Origin of the sequence: Aquirhabdus sp. (assembly GCF_046462495.1) — a bacterium.
Taxonomy (GTDB): domain Bacteria; phylum Pseudomonadota; class Gammaproteobacteria; order Pseudomonadales; family Moraxellaceae; genus Aquirhabdus.
The window spans coordinates 119,704-137,870 of record NZ_JBKGVE010000002.1 but is presented as its reverse complement, the minus strand read 5'-3'; the positions used below and the strand labels follow the sequence as shown (position 1 = coordinate 137,870).

Sequence of the window (18,167 nt, the reverse complement as noted above, 5' to 3'; positions counted from 1 at the left end):
CTAATCACGCTAAGACGACAATGAGCATTGACACAACAAGCCATCCTTTTATTCATCCGACTGCAATTATTGATCCGACTGCGCAAATTGATCCATCCGTGAGTATTGGTCCATACAGTATTGTTGGACCTCAGGTTACAATTGATGCAGGTTGCGTAATCGGTCCTCATGTTGTCATTAGTCGTTGGACGCGCATTGGTGCTCGTAATCGTATTTTTCAATTCGCGACCATCGGTGAAGATTGTCAGGATTTGAAATATCAGGGTGAAGAAACTTGGCTTGAGATTGGCGATGACAATGTCATTCGTGAGTCATGCACGATTCATCGTGGCACGACACAAGATGAAGGCTTAACTAAAATTGGAAATCACAATCTCCTGATGGTAAATACGCATGTGGCTCATGATTGTGTCATTGGTAGCCATTGTGTATTTGCGAATAATGTTGGCATTGCGGGTCATGTTAAGATCGGTGATACGGTGATTGTTGGTGGTAATTCAGGTATTCATCAGTTTTGTCGCTTGGACTCATATTCGATGGTGGGTGGCGCGAGTCTTATTCTAAAAGACGTTCCAGCATATGTCATGGTTTCGGGTAATCCTGCGAAAGCGCATGGTATGAATTTTGAAGGGATGCGCCGCCGTGGTTGGCCGTCTGAAACGATTACTGCTTTAAAACAAGCATTTAAAGTTGTTTATCGTCAGGGTTTGACCAAAGAGCAGGCGATTCTTGAGCTTACTCGAGATATTTTGCCTAAGCATCCAGAAGTACAGCTGTTGATTGATTCACTGATCCGTTCAGATCGTGGTATTACTCGGTGATGGATCCTCAAACAAAAAGGGCAATCAAAGCTGAATGGATTGCCCTTTTTTATGCTTGTTGTTCTGATCAGTTCCTCACAATGTCGTCGCTTTGGGTTCTATTGATGCTGTTGAGTTTAACGATTTTACCTCAAAGAGCTGAGATAGAGGAATACTGAGATGACCCGCCAGAAAAGCATTTGATTCTGTCAAATAGGGAACGATTCGCATGCTCCATTCGTCGCCTGTCGACATATGTGCGTTGCAGTTCTCAAGCTCTTCGAGGCGTGGTAATGGGTAGGGTAGTGTTTGATAAAATGTCCAGAAATCAACTTGGTCTAAATTACGGCAGAGTACATAATCGCCTTGATCAGTCTTTCTCACTAAGTTTTGTTTCTGTAAGAGTTCGATAAACTCTGGCCATATTTCAACCTCACCTTTCCCTAGTAAAGACATCATGTTTGCCTCAGTGACAACGGAACCTGTTTTTTGGCTTACGTAAAATAGATGTAAAATATAAAGTATGGAGAGCAGAGGGTGGCGAGGTAGATGATCTGAATAGCGAAACATTGTTAATGCATAGCTCATCTCAACGCCGAGTAGAACAATGTTCCATGACAAGTATATCCATAATAAAAAGACGGGAAGAGCGGCAAATGCACCATAAATAAGTTGGTAGCTGGTAAAGTTCTTCATTAAAAAGCCAAAGACCATTTTAAGAAGTACAAAGAGCAAACCTGCAAAGATACCCGCAAGCACTGCATTACGAACAGGAACTTTACGGTTGGGAATCATCCAATACATGAATGTAAACGCGAATAATGTCAGCGCAAGCGCTGTCAATTTTAGCCAGACTGACCAGTCGATGGAGTATCCGGCAAAATTACTGTTTAGTAGATCGATAGACGTGATTGCCGATGACAACGCAAAGGCTGCCCCCATAAACAGGGGGCCCAATGAAATCACCATCCAGTAACGCATCAATCCAATTGCACCACCACGCAGGTTACCCACACGCCATATTTTATTAAAAGCTTCTTCGATACTCGAAAGCATCATAATAGAAGTGACAAATAAGAATATAATACCAATAATAGTCAAATTAGCAGATTTTTCTGAAAATTCATTAAGATACTGTGTAATTGTTGAACTGGATTCAGGCAGTAAATAACCGTAAAGCGTGCCTTGAATTTTATTTAGTGCAGGCGCGAAGGCAGGGATAGATGATAAAACAACGACAAAAACGGTTAGCATGGGAATTAATGACAACATCGTCGTATAGGTCAATGCGGCAGCACGATCCCGACAATTGTCTTTCTCATAGCGTGTCAACAAAAACACGAGGAATTGAAACCACTGGCTTTGATAAAATGGCAGTTTTTCTATTATTTTATACATAGGCATACCTAGATCATATCGAACGAATTAAGCTTAGAAGTCAGGAGTAAAATAACTAAACTATCGCGATATGAATAAACAATGATTACATGATTAAATATGAATAATACAGGATAGCATAAGCATGTGATGCTATCTCAAGCAGTGCCACTGTATGGCGTTAATAGTGAATGTGTAATAACTCTATGAATAAATTGACAACATTGGGTTCATTATGAGTGAGATTCGGTTTGGTGAGTGGATGAGTTATGAGTGAGCCTTATGTATTAGTGCTGTACTACAGTAAATATGGAACAACTCGTCAAATGGCGCGAGCAATTGCGGCAGGTCTTGAGAATGTGGGTGTGAAAGCTAGGATTCGCACTGTGCCTGAAGTTGCTGTCGTCACGAGTGAAGTACTGCCAAGTATTCCTTTGGACGGGGATTTATATGCGACTCAAGAGGACCTGCAGGATTGTGCGGGTTTGGCGTTAGGAAGCCCTACGCGCTTTGGCAATATGGCGGCGCCGATGAAATATTTTTGGGATCAAACCGCAACGATTTGGTTGTCCGGCAGTTTGCAGGGCAAGCCAGCTTGCGTGTTTACAGCTTCAGGATCGATGCATGGGGGCCAAGAAACAACTTTGTTGACCATGATGGTGCCTTTGCTTCATCACGGCATGCTCTTGCTGGGAATCCCATATTCTGAGGTTGCACTATCACAGACTATACGGGGTGGTACGCCTTATGGCGCTTCTCATGTCAGTGGCACAGCCCATGATCAGCCGATGAGTAATGATGAAAAGACGCTGTGTATTGCTCAAGGCAAACGCTTGGGTTTGCTGGTTCGTCAGCTTGGGACTACAGTGAGCTAAGCGAATATTCCTGAGTTTTTAAAGTGCTTTTTCATCATATCCTCACGTGAGGCGTTTATGATTACAGGAGTGCTATAAAAGGGTCTTCCCATTCCACACCAAACTGTTGATAATTATTCAGTTGATTATCCTATATCTTTAAATTTTTTAATTGAGTCAATGTGATGCCTGCTTATCAGTTTACCGCTATTGATGCCACAGGCAAACAGCACAAAGGCGTGCTTGAAGGAGACTCTGCACGTCAGATCCGTCAGCAGTTACGTGATAAAACGTGGATGCCTGTTCAGGTCGAGCCAGTTGAAGAAACCAAAACTGCCGCGATGGGTAAGAAGTGGTTTCAACGGGGCTTAAGTGCTTATGAGCTTGCGCTTTTGACCCGTCAACTTTCAGTACTGATTGCTGCAGGTATTCCCCTTGAGGAAACCTTACGTGCGGTTGCACGCCAAGGGGATAAGCCGCATGTGCAAAGCCTCATTTTGTCAGTTCGTTCTAAGGTCATGGAAGGACATTCCTTGGCGCAGTCCCTGCGCATGTCGGGTAACTTCCCTGCGTTGTATATTGCAACGATTGCTGCAGGGGAGAAGTCGGGTCATTTGGATCTCATTCTGAATCAATTAGCCGATTACACCGAAAATCGTTTTGCGATGCAGAAGAAGATCCAGGGGGCTTTAATTTATCCGATCCTGCTGATGTTAATGTCATTTGCAATAGTCATGGGGTTAATGACTTTTGTCGTTCCTAACATTGTTAAAGTGTTTGAGCATTCAGATCAAGCATTGCCATTTTTGACCCGCATGTTGATGGGAGCCAGTGGCTTTATTAAAGCCGCGTGGCCCTTTATGACCGTGGCTATCGTTGGTGGTGGCTATTTATTCACTCGCTTTATTCGTACCGAAACAGGGCGCTATGCATTGGATCGCTTTGTACTGCGTATGCCGCTATTTGGCAAGTTAAGCCGTGGTATCAATTCAGCACGGTTTGCGAGCACGCTATCTATTTTATCGCAGTCAGGTGTGCCGCTTGTCGATGGATTACGCATTGGTGCGGCGGTATCCAGTAATTGGATTATTCGTGATGCGATTCTTTTAGCTGCCGAAAAGGTGACTGAAGGGGGCGCCTTGGCCACACAGCTTGAGCGTTCAGGTTTTTTCCCACCGATGATGGTCCAAATGATCCGCAGTGGTGAAACGTCCGGAGAAATGGAAAATATGCTGGCTCGCGCAGCAACAATGCAGGATCGCGAGGTGAGTACGCTGATCTCAACGTTGCTCTCATTACTTGAGCCATTGATGCTGATTTTTATGGCCGGTATTGTTTTGATGATTGTATTAGCGGTCATGATGCCGATTATAAACATGAATAGTCTGGTTAAATAGCGCTGGATATGCTTGAATCCAGCAATTAAATACTGATGCACCGTTTTATTATTAAGCTTATTGATAAAGGTTTTAAATGAATATTCAACGTAACGTAACAGGGATAAAGCGTAAGTCTCAATCAGGATTTACATTGATTGAAGTGATGGTCGTGATCGTGATTTTGGGTATCCTCGGTGGATTAGTTGTCCCCAAACTTTTTGGCCAATTATCCAGCTCCAAAGTGAAAGTCACCAAAATTACTTTATCGAATACGGCTGGTGCACTCAAATCATTTTATTTAGATAACAATCGTTTCCCTACGACACAGGAAGGTTTGGATGCATTGGTCCATAAACCTGCGAATGTCAAAGTGTGGAGAGAGCCCTATATTGAAGGGGGGAAAGTTCCTCAAGATGCATGGGATAATGACTTACAATATCTCGCTCCAGGCAACGATGGCAACCCTTACGATCTATACTCTTTCGGTGCGGATGGTAAAGATGGTGGTGAAGGTGATGATGCGGATCTGCATTATCAGCATTGATTTTGTATCATTCCCAAATAAAAAAACGCCTATTGAATAGGCGTTTTTTTATTTGATAAATTTATTTACGATCAACGCTATAGCGACCGGCACCAAAGAGCATGAGTGATAGGAAACCACCTGCGATGGCAACATTTTTCATAAACATGAGATGACTATTCATGTCACTTCCATCGTGAAAAAGCAGTGCAGTCAATACTGTAAAACCCGCTAATAAAAATGCGACGAAGCGTGTTTGAAAACCAATCAGGATTGCAATTCCACCACCCAGTTCTGTCAGGATCACGAGCGGAAGCAGTGCACCAGGGACGCCTTGTGCAGCCATATAAGCAGCCGTTCCTTCATAACCGGTAATTTTCCCCCAGCCTGACACAATGAACATAAACGCGAGCATGGCACGCATCAATACCGATGTGATCCCAGCCAGAGCAGGATTACTTAAAACACGTTCTACAATTTGATTAGGACTTAACATTGTGCTTCTCCAAAAATAAAAAATATTGCTTCGTGTGACATCAAAAGTTATGGAAGATCGAACCAAATGAGCTGTGCATCAGTATCTGCAATCACTGTGCTGGACGGCGTACTATTGTCAAAATAGATCGCATCACCTTCAGAAGCGATTTGCTCTTCTGTACCGTTGGTGATGCGAATATTTCCACTGACTACGTGAACATAACTGGTTTTTTTCTCTGCGTCCAAAACTAATTCATGTCCAGTTTGTAGAAAGGTAGACAAGATTCGAGCATCTTGACGAATAACCATGCCTTTAAAGTCAGTGAGATGATTTTCTGTTGGGGCAACAATCAGATGCCACTGATTCGGTTGTTCTTTAACATTGAGAGCTAGCTCCTGATAGGTCGGCTCAGGATTTTTTATGTTGGGAAACAACCAAATTTGCAATAAATGAACGGGGATATCGCCCTCATTCATTTCACTATGCGTAACACCAGTTCCTGCACTCATTAATTGCCAGTCACCTGCTGCAATATGACCAATATTGCCCATGCTATCTTTGTGGGTTAGTTTTCCTGACAAGACGCAAGTCAGAATCTCCATATTGTCATGTGAGTGCATGCCAAAGCCACGATGCGCGGCTACACGGTCTTCATTAATCACACGAAGTGCGGATACACCCATATAACGTGGATCTTGCCAACTTGAGAACGAAAAGCTGTGTTTAGCCTTCAGCCAGCCATGATCCGCCTGACCACGATTTTCACTTTTATGTATGACATAACTCATGATCTGCTCCTAAAGTGCAAGCTGGGCTTGCGTGTCGTTGAGAGCATATTAGGTGAATTAATTGATGAATTAAATATCGATTAAGTACTATTACTTATTAGATTAACTTAATAATATGTACCTTATGTTCACCGAGGTCGATATCAATCGGGTGCTTTGGAACTATAAAATGCTTACAATGACTTTCTTCTGCGGAGTTTTAAATCATCATGGCAAGTATTTCCCCGGTGCAATCATTGATTGCAGATCGCGTTCCCACGCATGTGATTACTGGCTTTCTTGGCGCGGGTAAAACGACGTTGCTTAAACATCTGCTTTCACAAAAGCTTGCGGATGAGAATTGGGCGATATTGGTCAATGAGTTTGGACAAATTGGCCTTGATGGTGCGCTCTTAGAGGCAGAAGCCGGGGTGTCCATTTACGAAGTCGCTGGTGGCTGTTTATGCTGTACCAGTCAACTCCCTATGCAAGTTGGCTTAGCACGGTTATTAACTAAAGCCAAACCCACCCGTTTATTTATAGAACCAACAGGCTTAGGACATCCACTACAACTGATTGAGCAATTGACTGAGCCGCATTGGGCCCGTGCCTTGGATCTCCGTGCAGTCGTATGTGTGGTTGATGGAACGCGATTGTTCGATGAGCGGCTAACTGGTCACGAAACCTATCAAGCCCAATGGGCTCTGGCCGATGTACTGAGTATTTCTCACCATGATCAAATGTCTGATGCAGATCAGATTCAACTGCAAACAATGCTGGATGATCTTGCAGGAAAACACGATATAGCACCAATTATTTATAAAATTAATCATGGGCAATTAGATATTATTGACATCGATTTGCCGCGCAGAGCAAATCGTCAAACTCGGCGTTCGCTTCTGCATCTTGTTCCGCCAAAAACCGCAAGCATAATCAATGATCCAACTACTCTAGAAGAGCAAGAGGCACCGTTACCTTATCATTATCATGAACAGGCATTGGCGCAATCTGTCGGAGGTTGGCGTTTACCCGCAGAGTGGTTATTCAATCGCGATCAGTTACTAACATGGTTGCTGTCTCTGCAGGGGTGGCTGAGGATCAAAGGTGTGATCCATGTACAGAATCATGCGCTAGAGACGGGGTCCGAGTGGTTGGCACTCAACTTGATTCCTGGCAAAATTAGCTTTACCAGTCACGCGGGGCATGATGATAACCGTTTAGAAATTATTACAGAGCCAGATGTCGATTGGGAGCGATATGAACAAGCATTGATGGCCTGTTTAGTTGCATAAAGAGGATGTAAGCCGCTCAACAATGGAGCGGCTTAATATCGAATCGATTAGCGTTGATAACGCAACTTTGTCCAAAGTCCAATAAGCATCAGCAAAGCACTGATCAATAGAATAGGGAGATCGCCCCAACGCATGTAGGGTGTTTCACCTGTCATGGCTGGTAAATTGCCACGTAGTACCGCGGTTTTAAATTGTGGCGTGCGTTTAACGATTTCACCTTGATCGTTAATAAATGCACTTACCCCCGTATTGGTTGCTCGAATAAACCAACGACCTGTTTCTTTAGAGCGCATTTGCACCATTTGCAGGTGCTGCAAAGGTCCAGCTGATGTGCCAAACCAGGCATCATTCGATAAGGTCACCAAAAAGTCACTGTCTTGCGCATTGAGGCGGGTGAGATTGGGGTAAGCAACTTCATAGCAAATCGCAGCAGCCAATGCGTGACCTTTAACATGTAGGGGAGCTTGTCCAGCAGGACCTGCAGTAAAACTTCCTGTTTTGCTTAAACTGGGCAGTATCCAGTCTAGGGTGCCTGCAAAAGGAATATATTCTCCAAAAGGCACGAGGCGTTGTTTTTTATAAAGACCTGACCCATGATCTCCAAGCCCTCCAATGGCATTGTAAAAAGGCGGATCGATTGTGGATGTCGAAGTCTGATTGCTGAGATCCAGATAAGGAATGCCCATCACCCATGCCGAATGATGCGCTAAAGCAATCTCATGCGTTTCTTCAATAAATGGGGCGGCTTCTGGTTCATTTTGAAACATGGGAATAGCCGATTCAGGCCATACGATAAGGTCTCGTCCCCATTCACTTTTACTTAAGTGAGCGTAAATCTGTAAAGTCTTCTCACGATACTCTGTTAACCACTTGAGGTCTTGGGGAATATTTCCCTGAATTAGTGAAACTGAAAGCACAGGTGAGGCTTTAGGTTTGGTCCAGCGGATTTGATTGAGACCAATTCCGACTGCGATCAATATAATGATAGGGACTAGCCAGAACCAGCGACGACGGAGTAACTCTGCAAATGCACACCCGATGAATACCACGATCACAGAAACTGCAAATACGCCAGCAACAGGGGCATAGCCATCTAACCCATGACTAATCAGCGCATAACCCACAAAGAGCCATGGAAATCCCGTAAACAACCACGTTTTAACCCATTCTATAACAATCCAAAGCGGAGCAAAGGTGAGCGGTGATTCGGGCAGAAAACGCCGATAGAACCATGCACCAATTGCATTGAAGAGGCCCATAACGAGTGCTACACCCGCAATCATGAGCAGTGCAAGAGGGGCTGAGGTATCACCGTATTCATGAATTGAGGTATAGAGCCAGAATCCCCCGACTGCCCATAATCCAAACCCATATACCTCACCCAATAGAAAAGCCTGTGCAGGTGAGCGTTGATTGAGTAGTAAGTACAGCAGTGCTGGCGAAATAAAAGCAATGAGCCATAGATTATAAGGAGCAAAGGCAAGAGGAAGTATTGCGCCTGCAATAAGACTGGCTACACCAGCTACGAAAAGAGGTAGATTGCTCAAAGACCATGTCGCATTGCGACGATCAGAGCGATGAGCTGTGTAGTTCGCTGTTGCACTCGCAGTTTTCTTTATGCTCAAAAGATTGTCCTCTGCCCATTGTCATGAGAGTATGAGTTGGCTTTAAATTTGAAACTGTATTTTTAAAAAGGAGTATATTTTTAATCACATACTCCTCATGGGTCGGTTATTCTATTATTAGAGCAGGTGCACGGCGTGCACGCAGCAAGGTTAAACTACGACGATCGGCCGCTAATACTGTGAATTCCCAGTCCTCGATTTCAACCGTTTCACCCGTTAACTCACTGACTAAACCGGTCTTTTCAAGCAATAACCCGCCAATGGTATCAACACCTTCGCCTTCAAGTTCAGCGCTCAGCTCTTCATTAAAGTGATCAATCGGTGTCAATGCTTGAACAAGCCAAGCTTCCTTAACATCAGGGTCGGGAATAATGCAGTCTGCAAGCGGATCGATTTCATCATGTTCATCTTCGATTTCGCCTACAATTTCTTCGAGCAAATCTTCCAGTGTGATCAATCCAGCAGTCGCGCCATACTCATCAACCACGACCGCCATGTGCGTTTGAGTATGCTTTAACATCCCGAGCAATTGGTCTGAACGCGCTGATTCAGGGACAAAAACGGGTTGACGAAGCAGCGTATGCAGATCAAAAGACACATTGTTGCCGGGTTGAATAAAGCGTAATAGGTCTTTTGCCAGCAAGACGCCTACAACGGTATCGCGTCCATCCCGTGAGAATACCGGGAAGCGTGAGTGTGCGGATTCAATCAAAACAGGAAGGATTTCCATCAGTTCATCATCTTCAAACAAACCGACTACGGATGGCCTAGGGGTCATGACTTCTCGTACAGGGGTTTTGGGTAATCCTAATACACCTGTCAGCATATCAACCGTATCAGGTTCTAAAAAACGTCTAGAATCCTCAAGTAGTCGTACTAAATCATCTCGTGTTTCCGGCGTAGCCGATAGCCAGCGTTTAAGCCCGCGCACCGTCCACGCCGAACCAGATTCGCCACTCATATTTAACCTTTAAAATTAAAAAACAGTCTGCATAATAGCCTAAGCTAGGCGACAGATACATGAATCATTATCACTTTTGGTGAGGTTTGTTTTAAATAGATGAAAATTTTTCTGCTAGGCTTAGCATTGTGATGACTAGAGGAGAGCGTTAATCGTGTCAGCGCCGCACTTTTTAGATACCAAAGGCTTAATTTGTCCCGAGCCTGTGATGCTGTTGCATCGCGCGATACGAAAAATCGCGACTGGTGAAATACTTGTGATCGAGTCTACTGATCCTTCAAGCATGCGTGACATCCCGAAATTCTGTATACATCTCGGACATGAACTGCGTAGTCAAGCGCAAATTACATCAACCAATAGTACTGAAAAAGAGATTTATCGCTTTGAAATTATTAAAGGTTAATGAGTCGGGCGGTTTAATATTAAGTAGGTTAGAGTGTTGAGTATTTAATATTTTGACATTAGGCATTGTCAAAATTAGTTTTTAGCGTAAAATCGGTGCACGTTTTTAATTCTTACTTGCACACGATGGAGTCCCCATGTCGGTCAATATCAGCCAGCCACTCAAGATCAATAAACAGATCTTTAAAAATCGAATCATCAAAGGTGCAATGAGTGAAGCGCTAGCAACACCCGATGGAAAAGTGACTCCGGCACTCATCAAACTTTATGATACGTGGGGTAAGGGCGGCTTGGGTTCGTCAATCACTGGCAATGTGATGATTGATCATCGTGCTAAAAACGAGCCAGGGGTGGCCATCGTTGAAGATGAAAGCGATTTAGCACGTTTAACCGAATGGGCGAGTCTGGGAAAAAAATACAACACCGCACAAATTGTGCAGCTCTCACATCCGGGTAAACAATGTCCAAAGGGACTTAATCGTGAAACCGTTGCACCATCAGCGATCGGTTTTGGCCCAGCCATGGCGCCTTTGTTTGGTGTGCCTCGCGAACTGACGGAAGCAGAGATTTATGACCTGATCCGTCGTTTTGGTGAATCAGCACGGATCTGCGAAAAGGCAGGCTTTCAAGGGGTACAAATCCACGGTGCGCATGGATATCTGGTCAGTGCTTTTTTATCTCCAAAGCATAACCATCGTACCGATCAATGGGGCGGTAGTTTAGAAAACCGTATGCGTTTTTTGCTTGAAAGTTTTAAAGAAATTCGTAAACAAACCAGTGCAGGTTTTGTCGTTGGTGTGAAATTGAATTCTGCGGACTTCCAAAAAGGGGGATTCACTGAAGAAGATTCTGTTGCTGTATTTAAAGCATTGGATGCTTTAGGGGTAGATTTCATTGAAATTTCAGGGGGTACTTATGAAGCACCCGCTATGGCTGGCGCTAAACGTAAACAACCTGCAAAAGAGAGCACTATTCAGCGAGAAGCTTATTTCTTAGAGTTTGCAGAAAAAGTACGTAAGGAAGTAAAGACCGTTTTAATGGTGACGGGGGGCTTCCGCACCCGCGCAGGGATGGATGCGGCACTGGCTTCAGGTGCTTGTGATTTAATCGGCATTGCCCGTCCATTGGCGGTGGAAACAGATGTGACGGATAGTCTGATCGCCGGTTCAAACGTGAAATATGCAACTCAGCCGATTAAAACGGGAATTGCACCGATCGATAAATTGGCGATCATGGAGGTGATCTGGTACGCGGCTCAGTTTAGAGCGATTGGGCAAGGTAAAGCGCCGAATCCAAAATTGTCACCACTTGGCGTATTTCTGCGTTATATGAAAGGCAGTATTCGAGAAATGATTTTAAAACGTAAGCCGATCATCACAAAATTACGCGCAAGCTAAAACCGTGATAAATTGGCATGATTGAATAAGTCTTTCGATTAAAAAAATATTGTCGCAAATTTTATCAGCTCATTTTATATGGGCTGTTTTTTTGAATATTGAAAAGTCTGAATTTTAAAAAAGAGTAAGTCCATCTGCGTTCTTTTAAGAGAGGTTATCTCTCGCACCATCTCAATTCGTTTCATGCACTTTGTTTTATCATTTTGCTAAACGGAAATTCTAAGAAAAAATAGCAGATAGCGTTTGTCCATTTTTACTTACAACGAATTCCGCTTTATGTCTGTACTTCAATAATCGATTGTTGGTCAGAAAGTAATCTTTTTTTCTAAATTCATCGTACTGTAATCTTCCTCTGCGTGTCGTAGCAAGGGTTTAGCCAGTTGTCCACAAAAGCTGTGGATAACATTGTGGGCAACCATGGTATTGACAGCGTAAGTGGGCGCTCAGTAAGGCGCGGCAACAAATTGTACATTTTTTGATCTATTAAAATAACAATATAATACAACAAGTTATATAAATCAAGAATTAAATATAAATAAAAAATGACAAGTTTTTTCACTATGCTTATAAAAAGATTATGGAGGGAGCCTGTGGGCAATTTATGTGCATAACTCGAATGCAACTCAACCTAAGTATGCACCAAAAATAACCAACCGTTGAGCATGTCTTGATTGAAGGTGAAATAATTGTCTGACAATTTCGTATGCTGTACTTGAAGGATATTGTCGACAAATTAATCGGGGTTCCAGATAGAGCAATCGCGCCGTTGATGTATCAATATGGCAGACAAAATCAGAAGAGTGATCAAGTGCCACTTTAGCTTCTAGCCATGCCTAATAGAAGTACAACATAGGTTATCTTAGCGTGTTAGAAGACGTTCTTTATCAAAATTGCTCTCCTCAAGCAGAATGTTTTTAAAGATGGCAACAAAAAATATATTTTCCAATTGATTAATTCGTAGCATTTATGATTCGCGGTGTATGTTAGTTTTTCAAGCGTCATGGCTCGCTAAGCCAATTGCTATAAGGCTTTACCTCGTTGTCCACAAAAGTTGTGGATGGTGTTGTGGACAACTATAGGGTTGACAGGTCTAAGCCACCAAATATAAAGGTGCGGCATCAAATTGATTAAAATTTAGCCATACATTAAATTTTATTAAAAACAATGGCTTAAATAAATCAAGTTTTGATAAAATCAATAAAATGCAGAGAGCGTACTGTTTGTTCATGAAAAGCGCAGTTGTGCATGATGTGGATAAATTTTGGTGCATACCGAATATAAGATTTGAGCCGAATTAAAGCAAAGAGAGTCTGTATATCTTCGCTTAATAATTAGTCGGAAGGGTGTTGATTTAATTACATATCGATGACTCAAATGATACATCTAAACGTCTTGAGACATTTGATATTGGCATTTTAGGGCTCAAAAATGATAGGCTTTGTGCCACATTTAAACGTATATATCAGCTAATATGGCAGACCAACTTATTCAAGGTAATGCAGGTAGTCTTCAGATTCGCCCAGTTTGGCAAGAATCTGACGCAATCGCAGTTATTTGTCACCCTCATCCGCTGATGGGTGGGACTATGGATAATAAAGTGGTAACGACACTTGCGCGTTTTTTCCGTAATAGCGGCATCTCTGTGGTGATTTTTAATTTCAGAGGTGTTGGGACAAGTACCGGTGTACACGCACAAGGTATCGGTGAAATTGAAGACTTGTTATCTGTATTGGATTGGGTTGCAGGCCAAAGTTCGGCAAGAAAATTATATATTGCGGGGTTTTCCTTTGGTGGTTATATCGCTGCCGCAGGTTTTAGCGAATTAATGCAATATAATCCGCACCAGTTTGTTTTGCAAAGACTCTATTTAGTAGCGCCCGCAGTTAAAAACTACCCCATGGGTGATTTGGTTCTCCCTGACGATACCTTTGTCATGGTTGGTGCAGAAGACGAGGTTGTTCCACCTCAAGATATTATCGATTGGGCAAATAACCGTAATTTTGATTTAGCAGTCATCGCAGGAAGCGGACATTTTTTCCATGGGCATTTGCCTGATATTGGATCGCAATTAGAGAGCCGTTTTCCATGAATATGTCAGTAAATCCATCTACAACGCACGCTACTCCAAATGTTTTAACGCCCTCAGAGCGATATGCAGCAGCACTGAGTAGTGGCTCCTTTGTACATGATGATGAACAAGCCAATGCAGTATATGCGCTCGATGAGCTCTATCAGCAACTGATGCAGCGTTATCAACAGGCCCAAGGCTTCCGTTTACGCCGTCCTGCTGCGCCTAAAGGGGTTTACCTCTGGGGCGGTGTAGGTCGTGGGAAAACATGGCTTATGGATCAGTTCTTTGAGGCTGTGCCATTTCGTCGCAAGATGCGCATGCATTTTCATCATTTTATGCAGCGTGTACATCGTGAGCTGAATCAACTACAGGGCCAGACTGACCCTCTAGAAAAAGTTGCGGATATTATCTACAAAGAAGCGGTCGTGATTTGCTTTGACGAATTCTTTGTCAGCAATGTTATTGATGCGATGATTTTGGGTGATTTATTTGGCATGTTATTCAAACGTGGCATCACGTTGGTGGCAACATCCAATATTGCCCCAGAAGGTCTGTATAAAAATGGCATCCATCGTGATCGTTTTCTGCCAGCAATTGCCGCTGTACAAGCAAATTGCACGGTCTTGAATGTGGATTCGGGGATTGATTATCGTCTACGTGTGCTTAAGCAAGCGAATCTCTATCGCTCGCCATTAACCCATGAAGCGGAAAACTGGATGGCAGTGCGTTTTTGTGCATTAACAAAGAACCATTTGGTGTCGCAAGAAGACATTACCATCAATGACCGATTGGTTGAGGTAGAAGGGCGAACTGATGACTTGCTCTGGTGTCACTTTGATGAGTTATGTATGAAGCCGCGCAGTGCCGCAGATTTTATTGAATTGGCAAAGCTGTATAACACCGTTCTGCTGAGTAGCGTACCTGTACTCAATGATCAGATTGCAGACGCAACACGACGTTTAATCTATCTGGTTGACGAGTTTTATGATCGTCGGGTAAAGCTGGTTGTTACTGCACAACAACCGATTCTCGAACTCTATAGTGGTGAGAAGTTGGCATTTGAAATTCAACGGACTCGCTCAAGGTTACTTGAAATGCAATCTGATGATTATCTAATGGAAGCGCATCGGCAGTCGGATTGAATTTATGGGCTTTGCTGCCGTAGTTATAATGAATAATCATTAAAATTTATGATCAATGAATCGTAAAAGAGTAAACACGTTTTTAAAGATGAATGATGAATTAAGCTGATGAGAGAAATGTTAAGGCGCAAAATCATTGCTGTTTGCAATCAAAAAATCCAGCAGAAGGGAGAGAGCGTTGGATTATCGTTTTATGCTTTTTTTGCGAATAAGAATGATAATTCAGAATTGCTTATGGAGGCTGCGGAGTGGTGGATTATGACGCATCAGCTTGATCATTTTGAGAAAGCGATAAAGATTAAGAAAATGGTAGAAGAGATGAAATGAGTTTTGTTTAAAAGATTAAATCACTATGCCCACAATAAATACTCTAGAAGAACTTCGAAGTCGTAATATTCAAAACTGTCGCCGGATTAATCTTTCATGTGGACTGACTGCTTTCCCTTCTGAAATTTTCGAATATGCGGAAACTTTGGAGGTTCTGAATTTAACAGGTAATGCATTAACGTCGCTACCTGATGATTTATATCGACTAAAAAAGCTCAAGATTCTGTTCTGTTCAAATAATCTCTTTAAAACGCTTCCTCGGGTATTGGGTCAGTGTCAAAGTTTGAGCATGATTGGCTTTAAGAGCAATCAAATTCAACATGTCCCGGCAGAAGCATTGCCAAGCGATTTGCGCTGGTTGATCTTAACGGACAATCAAATTGAAGAGATACCTGAAAGTATCGGCAAGTGCTCCAAGATGCAGAAACTGATGCTTGCTGGCAACAGACTGACGCATTTACCCGATACCTTAGCCGCCTGTCAAAATCTGCAATTACTACGTATTTCCTCAAACCAATTAACGGCACTACCAAATTGGTTATTAACATTACCGCGACTCGCATGGCTCGCCTATGCTGGAAACCCCTGCGCTGAGTTGAAATCAGATTTTGCATCAATACGTGATATAGCGTGGCATGATTTGCATATCCAACATCTACTCGGTGAAGGTGCCTCAGGGCATATTTATCAAGCAAGACTAAGTGACCCATCATCACATGAACCTTTAGAGGTTGCGGTTAAAATCTTTAAGGGTCAATTAACCAGTGATGGATTACCACAAAATGAAATGGCCGCCAGCATAGCGGTTGGGCAACATGCCAATCTTATTTGTGCGTTGGGTAGAATTACCGGACATCCAGATTCAGCACTGGGTCTGGTCATGCCTTTAATTGATCCTCTTTTTAAAAATCTAGCCGGACCTCCGAGCTTGGAATCCTGTACACGGGATGTTTACTCTGCCGATGATCGATTCAGCATACTTAATATGCTGGATTTAGGATATGGTATTGCCAGTGCGATGACTCATTTACATGCACAAGGGATTTTGCATGGCGATCTGTATGCGCACAACATTTTATATAACGCGCATGCCCTTGATCATCATAATTGTTTGCTCGGTGACTTTGGTGGCGCAACATTTTTTACTGCGATGGAGACTCAAGCGCAAGATTCATTACAGCGTATCGAGGTCTTGGCTTTTGCTTATCTTTTAGAGGAGTTACTTCAACGTTGTGAGACGTCAGACATATCTATTCTTGCGGAGCTGTGGGAATTACAGCGATGCTGCGCTGATCACAATGTCGCGACACGTCCTTTATTTAATGAAATCACTGCAAAGATTGAATCCATTCGCATAAAATACAGTTTGCGTGGCAAGCATTGAAGCACTGCAAGTGATTCAGTGATTACATGCAAAGCGGATTCATGAGAATTTACCCTTCACCATGAATCTTCCGCATAATCTCTGCTAATAGCGCTCGCTCTAGGCGCGTCCCCACAGTAATGCGGATACACTGACTCAGTGCACCTATCCCAGGACGGCGAATAAAGACCCCTTCTTCTGCAAGCCGTTTGACCCACCAGATCGACTTCTCAATACTCCCCACATCAATCGTCACGAAGTTAGTCGAGGACGGTATGGCTCTTAGACCCAATGATTCGGCTAATTGATAGTATTCAGCACGACCTACAGCAACCTCTTTGGTGACCTGTTCTATATAGGCAGCGTCACGTAAAGAAGCCGCACAGAGTACTTGACCTGCGAGGTTCACCCCAAAATGTTGGCGTATCTTATGAAATGCAGCGATAAAGTCTGGATGGGCGAGTGCATAACCGACACGTGCTCCAGCAAGCCCATGGGCTTTAGAGAAGGTACGTAACCGAATGACACGTGACGTGTGGACGTTGATCTCTGCTAATTGATTACTCGGCAGAAAGTCTGCGTAGGCTTCATCTAGAATGAGGAGACAACCTTCAGGAATTTTTGCGATAAATGATTCTATCGTTGGTCGATCATATGCCGTACCACTGGGATTGTCTGGATTGGCCAAATAAATCAGTTTTGCATGATATTGAATGGCAGCCCTTAAAAGTCCATCTAAATCAATTTGATCACCCGCATAAGGAATTTCAATCAAGCGTGCACCAAAACCGTTCGCATGAAAATTGAACGTTGGGTATGAACCATGCGTTGTGATGACATGGTCATTTAGGTTGATGAATGCACGAATGACCAAACCAAGAAGACCATCAATTCCTTCACCAATCAGAATCGAATCTATTGAATAATTAAGCTTTTTTGAAAGCAGCGTACGAAGTTCAACGCTTTGGGGATCCCCATATTTAAACAGATGGGACGCGATATCTTCTGCGGCACGTTGCGCCAGTGGTGAACAACCCCAATTACTTTCGTTTGCACCAAGACGTAGCAAGAAAGTGCGTCCCAGTTCTGCTTCGATCGCTTCTGGTGCTTTAAAAGGGGTCGTGTGCGGAAGTGAATCGATAATTTCGGCTAACAGACCAGTATTTGAGGGGATGTTTGAATCGCTAGACATGGCATTGATAAATTATTAAATATAATTGTTTTATAACATGTTTTTATAATTATTTACATGCTGTTGTTATGGGGAAATGTGCTAATCATATTAAATATAGTGATGTTGGCATGGTTTATGCTTTATCTAGATCATGATGCAAGGCAAGGCGATTTGCCAAGCGATCGACAACTTATTTTAACTGCAGCATTGAAACGTTTTTAGTTTCGTGCGGCTT

The 18,167-nt window shown here is 43.1% G+C and carries 17 protein-coding genes; 11 read left to right on the top strand and 6 right to left on the bottom strand.

Annotated elements, in window-relative coordinates; genetic code table 11:
- The first annotated feature begins 20 nt into the window (after positions 1-20).
- Positions 21-821, top strand: coding sequence for an acyl-ACP--UDP-N-acetylglucosamine O-acyltransferase (gene lpxA, locus ACLHG7_RS00795; RefSeq protein WP_410209348.1), 801 nt, complete (start codon positions 21-23; stop codon positions 819-821).
- Between the two features lie 75 nt (positions 822-896).
- Here lpxA and ACLHG7_RS00790 read toward each other — a convergent pair whose 3' ends face one another.
- Positions 897-2,198, bottom strand: a complete 1,302-nt coding sequence (locus ACLHG7_RS00790; protein ID WP_410209347.1) for a YhjD/YihY/BrkB family envelope integrity protein — start codon at positions 2,196-2,198, stop codon at positions 897-899.
- A 248-nt stretch (positions 2,199-2,446) separates the two neighbouring features.
- Here ACLHG7_RS00790 and wrbA point away from each other — a divergent pair, with 248 nt between their 5' ends.
- The 3 genes from wrbA (at position 2,447) to gspG (ending at position 4,954) form a co-directional block, all read left to right on the top strand.
- Positions 2,447-3,052: an NAD(P)H:quinone oxidoreductase gene (gene wrbA, locus ACLHG7_RS00785; RefSeq protein WP_410209189.1), complete on the top strand. Its 606-nt coding sequence runs from the start codon at positions 2,447-2,449 to the stop codon at positions 3,050-3,052.
- A gap of 164 nt (positions 3,053-3,216) precedes the next feature.
- Positions 3,217-4,428, top strand: coding sequence for a type II secretion system inner membrane protein GspF (gene gspF / locus ACLHG7_RS00780; RefSeq protein ID WP_410209188.1), 1,212 nt, complete (start codon positions 3,217-3,219; stop codon positions 4,426-4,428).
- A 76-nt stretch (positions 4,429-4,504) separates the two neighbouring features.
- Positions 4,505-4,954 (top strand): type II secretion system major pseudopilin GspG, encoded by a 450-nt coding sequence (gene gspG / locus ACLHG7_RS00775; protein WP_410209187.1) that lies wholly within the window; start codon positions 4,505-4,507, stop codon positions 4,952-4,954.
- 61 nt (positions 4,955-5,015) lie between these two features.
- Here the strand turns inward: gspG and ACLHG7_RS00770 are convergent, their stop codons facing one another.
- Complete coding sequence (locus ACLHG7_RS00770; protein ID WP_410209186.1) at positions 5,016-5,429, bottom strand: DoxX family protein; 414 nt, start codon at positions 5,427-5,429, stop codon at positions 5,016-5,018.
- A 47-nt stretch (positions 5,430-5,476) separates the two neighbouring features.
- The gene (locus tag ACLHG7_RS00765) at positions 5,477-6,199 is read right to left on the bottom strand and encodes a pirin family protein (protein WP_410209185.1); all 723 of its coding nucleotides are present in this window, start codon (positions 6,197-6,199) and stop codon (positions 5,477-5,479) included.
- Positions 6,200-6,408: 209 nt separating this feature from the next.
- Between ACLHG7_RS00765 and ACLHG7_RS00760 the strand changes: the two genes are divergently transcribed.
- Positions 6,409-7,470, top strand: coding sequence for a CobW family GTP-binding protein (locus tag ACLHG7_RS00760; RefSeq protein ID WP_410209184.1), 1,062 nt, complete (start codon positions 6,409-6,411; stop codon positions 7,468-7,470).
- Positions 7,471-7,517: 47 nt separating this feature from the next.
- Here ACLHG7_RS00760 and lnt read toward each other — a convergent pair whose 3' ends face one another.
- Together lnt and ACLHG7_RS00750 are read right to left on the bottom strand one after the other, a co-directional pair.
- On the bottom strand, positions 7,518-9,017 hold the full coding sequence (gene lnt / locus ACLHG7_RS00755) for an apolipoprotein N-acyltransferase (protein WP_410209346.1): 1,500 nt from the start codon (positions 9,015-9,017) through the stop codon (positions 7,518-7,520).
- Positions 9,018-9,201: 184 nt separating this feature from the next.
- Positions 9,202-10,056, bottom strand: coding sequence for a transporter associated domain-containing protein (locus tag ACLHG7_RS00750; RefSeq protein WP_410209183.1), 855 nt, complete (start codon positions 10,054-10,056; stop codon positions 9,202-9,204).
- Positions 10,057-10,210: 154 nt separating this feature from the next.
- Between ACLHG7_RS00750 and tusA the strand changes: the two genes are divergently transcribed.
- The 6 genes from tusA (at position 10,211) to ACLHG7_RS00720 (ending at position 16,779) form a co-directional block, all read left to right on the top strand.
- Positions 10,211-10,459, top strand: a complete 249-nt coding sequence (gene tusA, locus ACLHG7_RS00745) for a sulfurtransferase TusA (protein WP_410209182.1) — start codon at positions 10,211-10,213, stop codon at positions 10,457-10,459.
- Positions 10,460-10,595: 136 nt separating this feature from the next.
- Positions 10,596-11,855 (top strand): NADH:flavin oxidoreductase/NADH oxidase family protein, encoded by a 1,260-nt coding sequence (locus ACLHG7_RS00740; RefSeq protein WP_410209181.1) that lies wholly within the window; start codon positions 10,596-10,598, stop codon positions 11,853-11,855.
- 1,471 nt (positions 11,856-13,326) lie between these two features.
- A complete protein-coding gene (locus tag ACLHG7_RS00735) occupies positions 13,327-13,944 on the top strand; it encodes an alpha/beta hydrolase (protein ID WP_410209180.1) in 618 nt (205 codons plus the stop codon).
- 2 nt (positions 13,945-13,946) lie between these two features.
- On the top strand, positions 13,947-15,068 hold the full coding sequence (gene zapE, locus ACLHG7_RS00730) for a cell division protein ZapE (RefSeq protein WP_410209345.1): 1,122 nt from the start codon (positions 13,947-13,949) through the stop codon (positions 15,066-15,068).
- Between the two features lie 108 nt (positions 15,069-15,176).
- Positions 15,177-15,395, top strand: a complete 219-nt coding sequence (locus tag ACLHG7_RS00725; protein WP_410209179.1) for a DUF6500 family protein — start codon at positions 15,177-15,179, stop codon at positions 15,393-15,395.
- 25 nt (positions 15,396-15,420) lie between these two features.
- Positions 15,421-16,779 (top strand): leucine-rich repeat-containing protein kinase family protein, encoded by a 1,359-nt coding sequence (locus ACLHG7_RS00720; protein ID WP_410209178.1) that lies wholly within the window; start codon positions 15,421-15,423, stop codon positions 16,777-16,779.
- 49 nt (positions 16,780-16,828) lie between these two features.
- Here ACLHG7_RS00720 and ACLHG7_RS00715 read toward each other — a convergent pair whose 3' ends face one another.
- Complete coding sequence (locus ACLHG7_RS00715; RefSeq protein WP_410209177.1) at positions 16,829-17,950, bottom strand: aminotransferase class I/II-fold pyridoxal phosphate-dependent enzyme; 1,122 nt, start codon at positions 17,948-17,950, stop codon at positions 16,829-16,831.
- Between the last annotated feature and the right edge of the window lie 217 nt (positions 17,951-18,167).

Excerpts from the sequence above, each read along its gene's own strand:
- ACLHG7_RS00765 (WP_410209185.1), bottom strand. The coding sequence starts at position 6,199 with ATGAGTTATGTCATACATAAAAGTGAAAATCGTGGTCAGGCGGATCAT.
- lpxA (WP_410209348.1), top strand. The coding sequence starts at position 21 with ATGAGCATTGACACAACAAGCCATCCTTTTATTCATCCGACTGCAATT.
- wrbA (WP_410209189.1), top strand. The coding sequence starts at position 2,447 with ATGAGTGAGCCTTATGTATTAGTGCTGTACTACAGTAAATATGGAACA.
- gspF (WP_410209188.1), top strand. The coding sequence starts at position 3,217 with ATGCCTGCTTATCAGTTTACCGCTATTGATGCCACAGGCAAACAGCAC.
- zapE (WP_410209345.1), top strand. The coding sequence starts at position 13,947 with ATGTCAGTAAATCCATCTACAACGCACGCTACTCCAAATGTTTTAACG.
- ACLHG7_RS00720 (WP_410209178.1), top strand. The coding sequence starts at position 15,421 with ATGCCCACAATAAATACTCTAGAAGAACTTCGAAGTCGTAATATTCAA.
- ACLHG7_RS00760 (WP_410209184.1), top strand. The coding sequence starts at position 6,409 with ATGGCAAGTATTTCCCCGGTGCAATCATTGATTGCAGATCGCGTTCCC.
- ACLHG7_RS00790 (WP_410209347.1), bottom strand. The coding sequence starts at position 2,198 with ATGTATAAAATAATAGAAAAACTGCCATTTTATCAAAGCCAGTGGTTT.
- ACLHG7_RS00770 (WP_410209186.1), bottom strand. The coding sequence starts at position 5,429 with ATGTTAAGTCCTAATCAAATTGTAGAACGTGTTTTAAGTAATCCTGCT.
- gspG (WP_410209187.1), top strand. The coding sequence starts at position 4,505 with ATGAATATTCAACGTAACGTAACAGGGATAAAGCGTAAGTCTCAATCA.
- ACLHG7_RS00740 (WP_410209181.1), top strand. The coding sequence starts at position 10,596 with ATGTCGGTCAATATCAGCCAGCCACTCAAGATCAATAAACAGATCTTT.
- ACLHG7_RS00735 (WP_410209180.1), top strand. The coding sequence starts at position 13,327 with ATGGCAGACCAACTTATTCAAGGTAATGCAGGTAGTCTTCAGATTCGC.
- ACLHG7_RS00725 (WP_410209179.1), top strand. The coding sequence starts at position 15,177 with ATGAGAGAAATGTTAAGGCGCAAAATCATTGCTGTTTGCAATCAAAAA.
- ACLHG7_RS00715 (WP_410209177.1), bottom strand. The coding sequence starts at position 17,950 with ATGTCTAGCGATTCAAACATCCCCTCAAATACTGGTCTGTTAGCCGAA.
- ACLHG7_RS00750 (WP_410209183.1), bottom strand. The coding sequence starts at position 10,056 with ATGAGTGGCGAATCTGGTTCGGCGTGGACGGTGCGCGGGCTTAAACGC.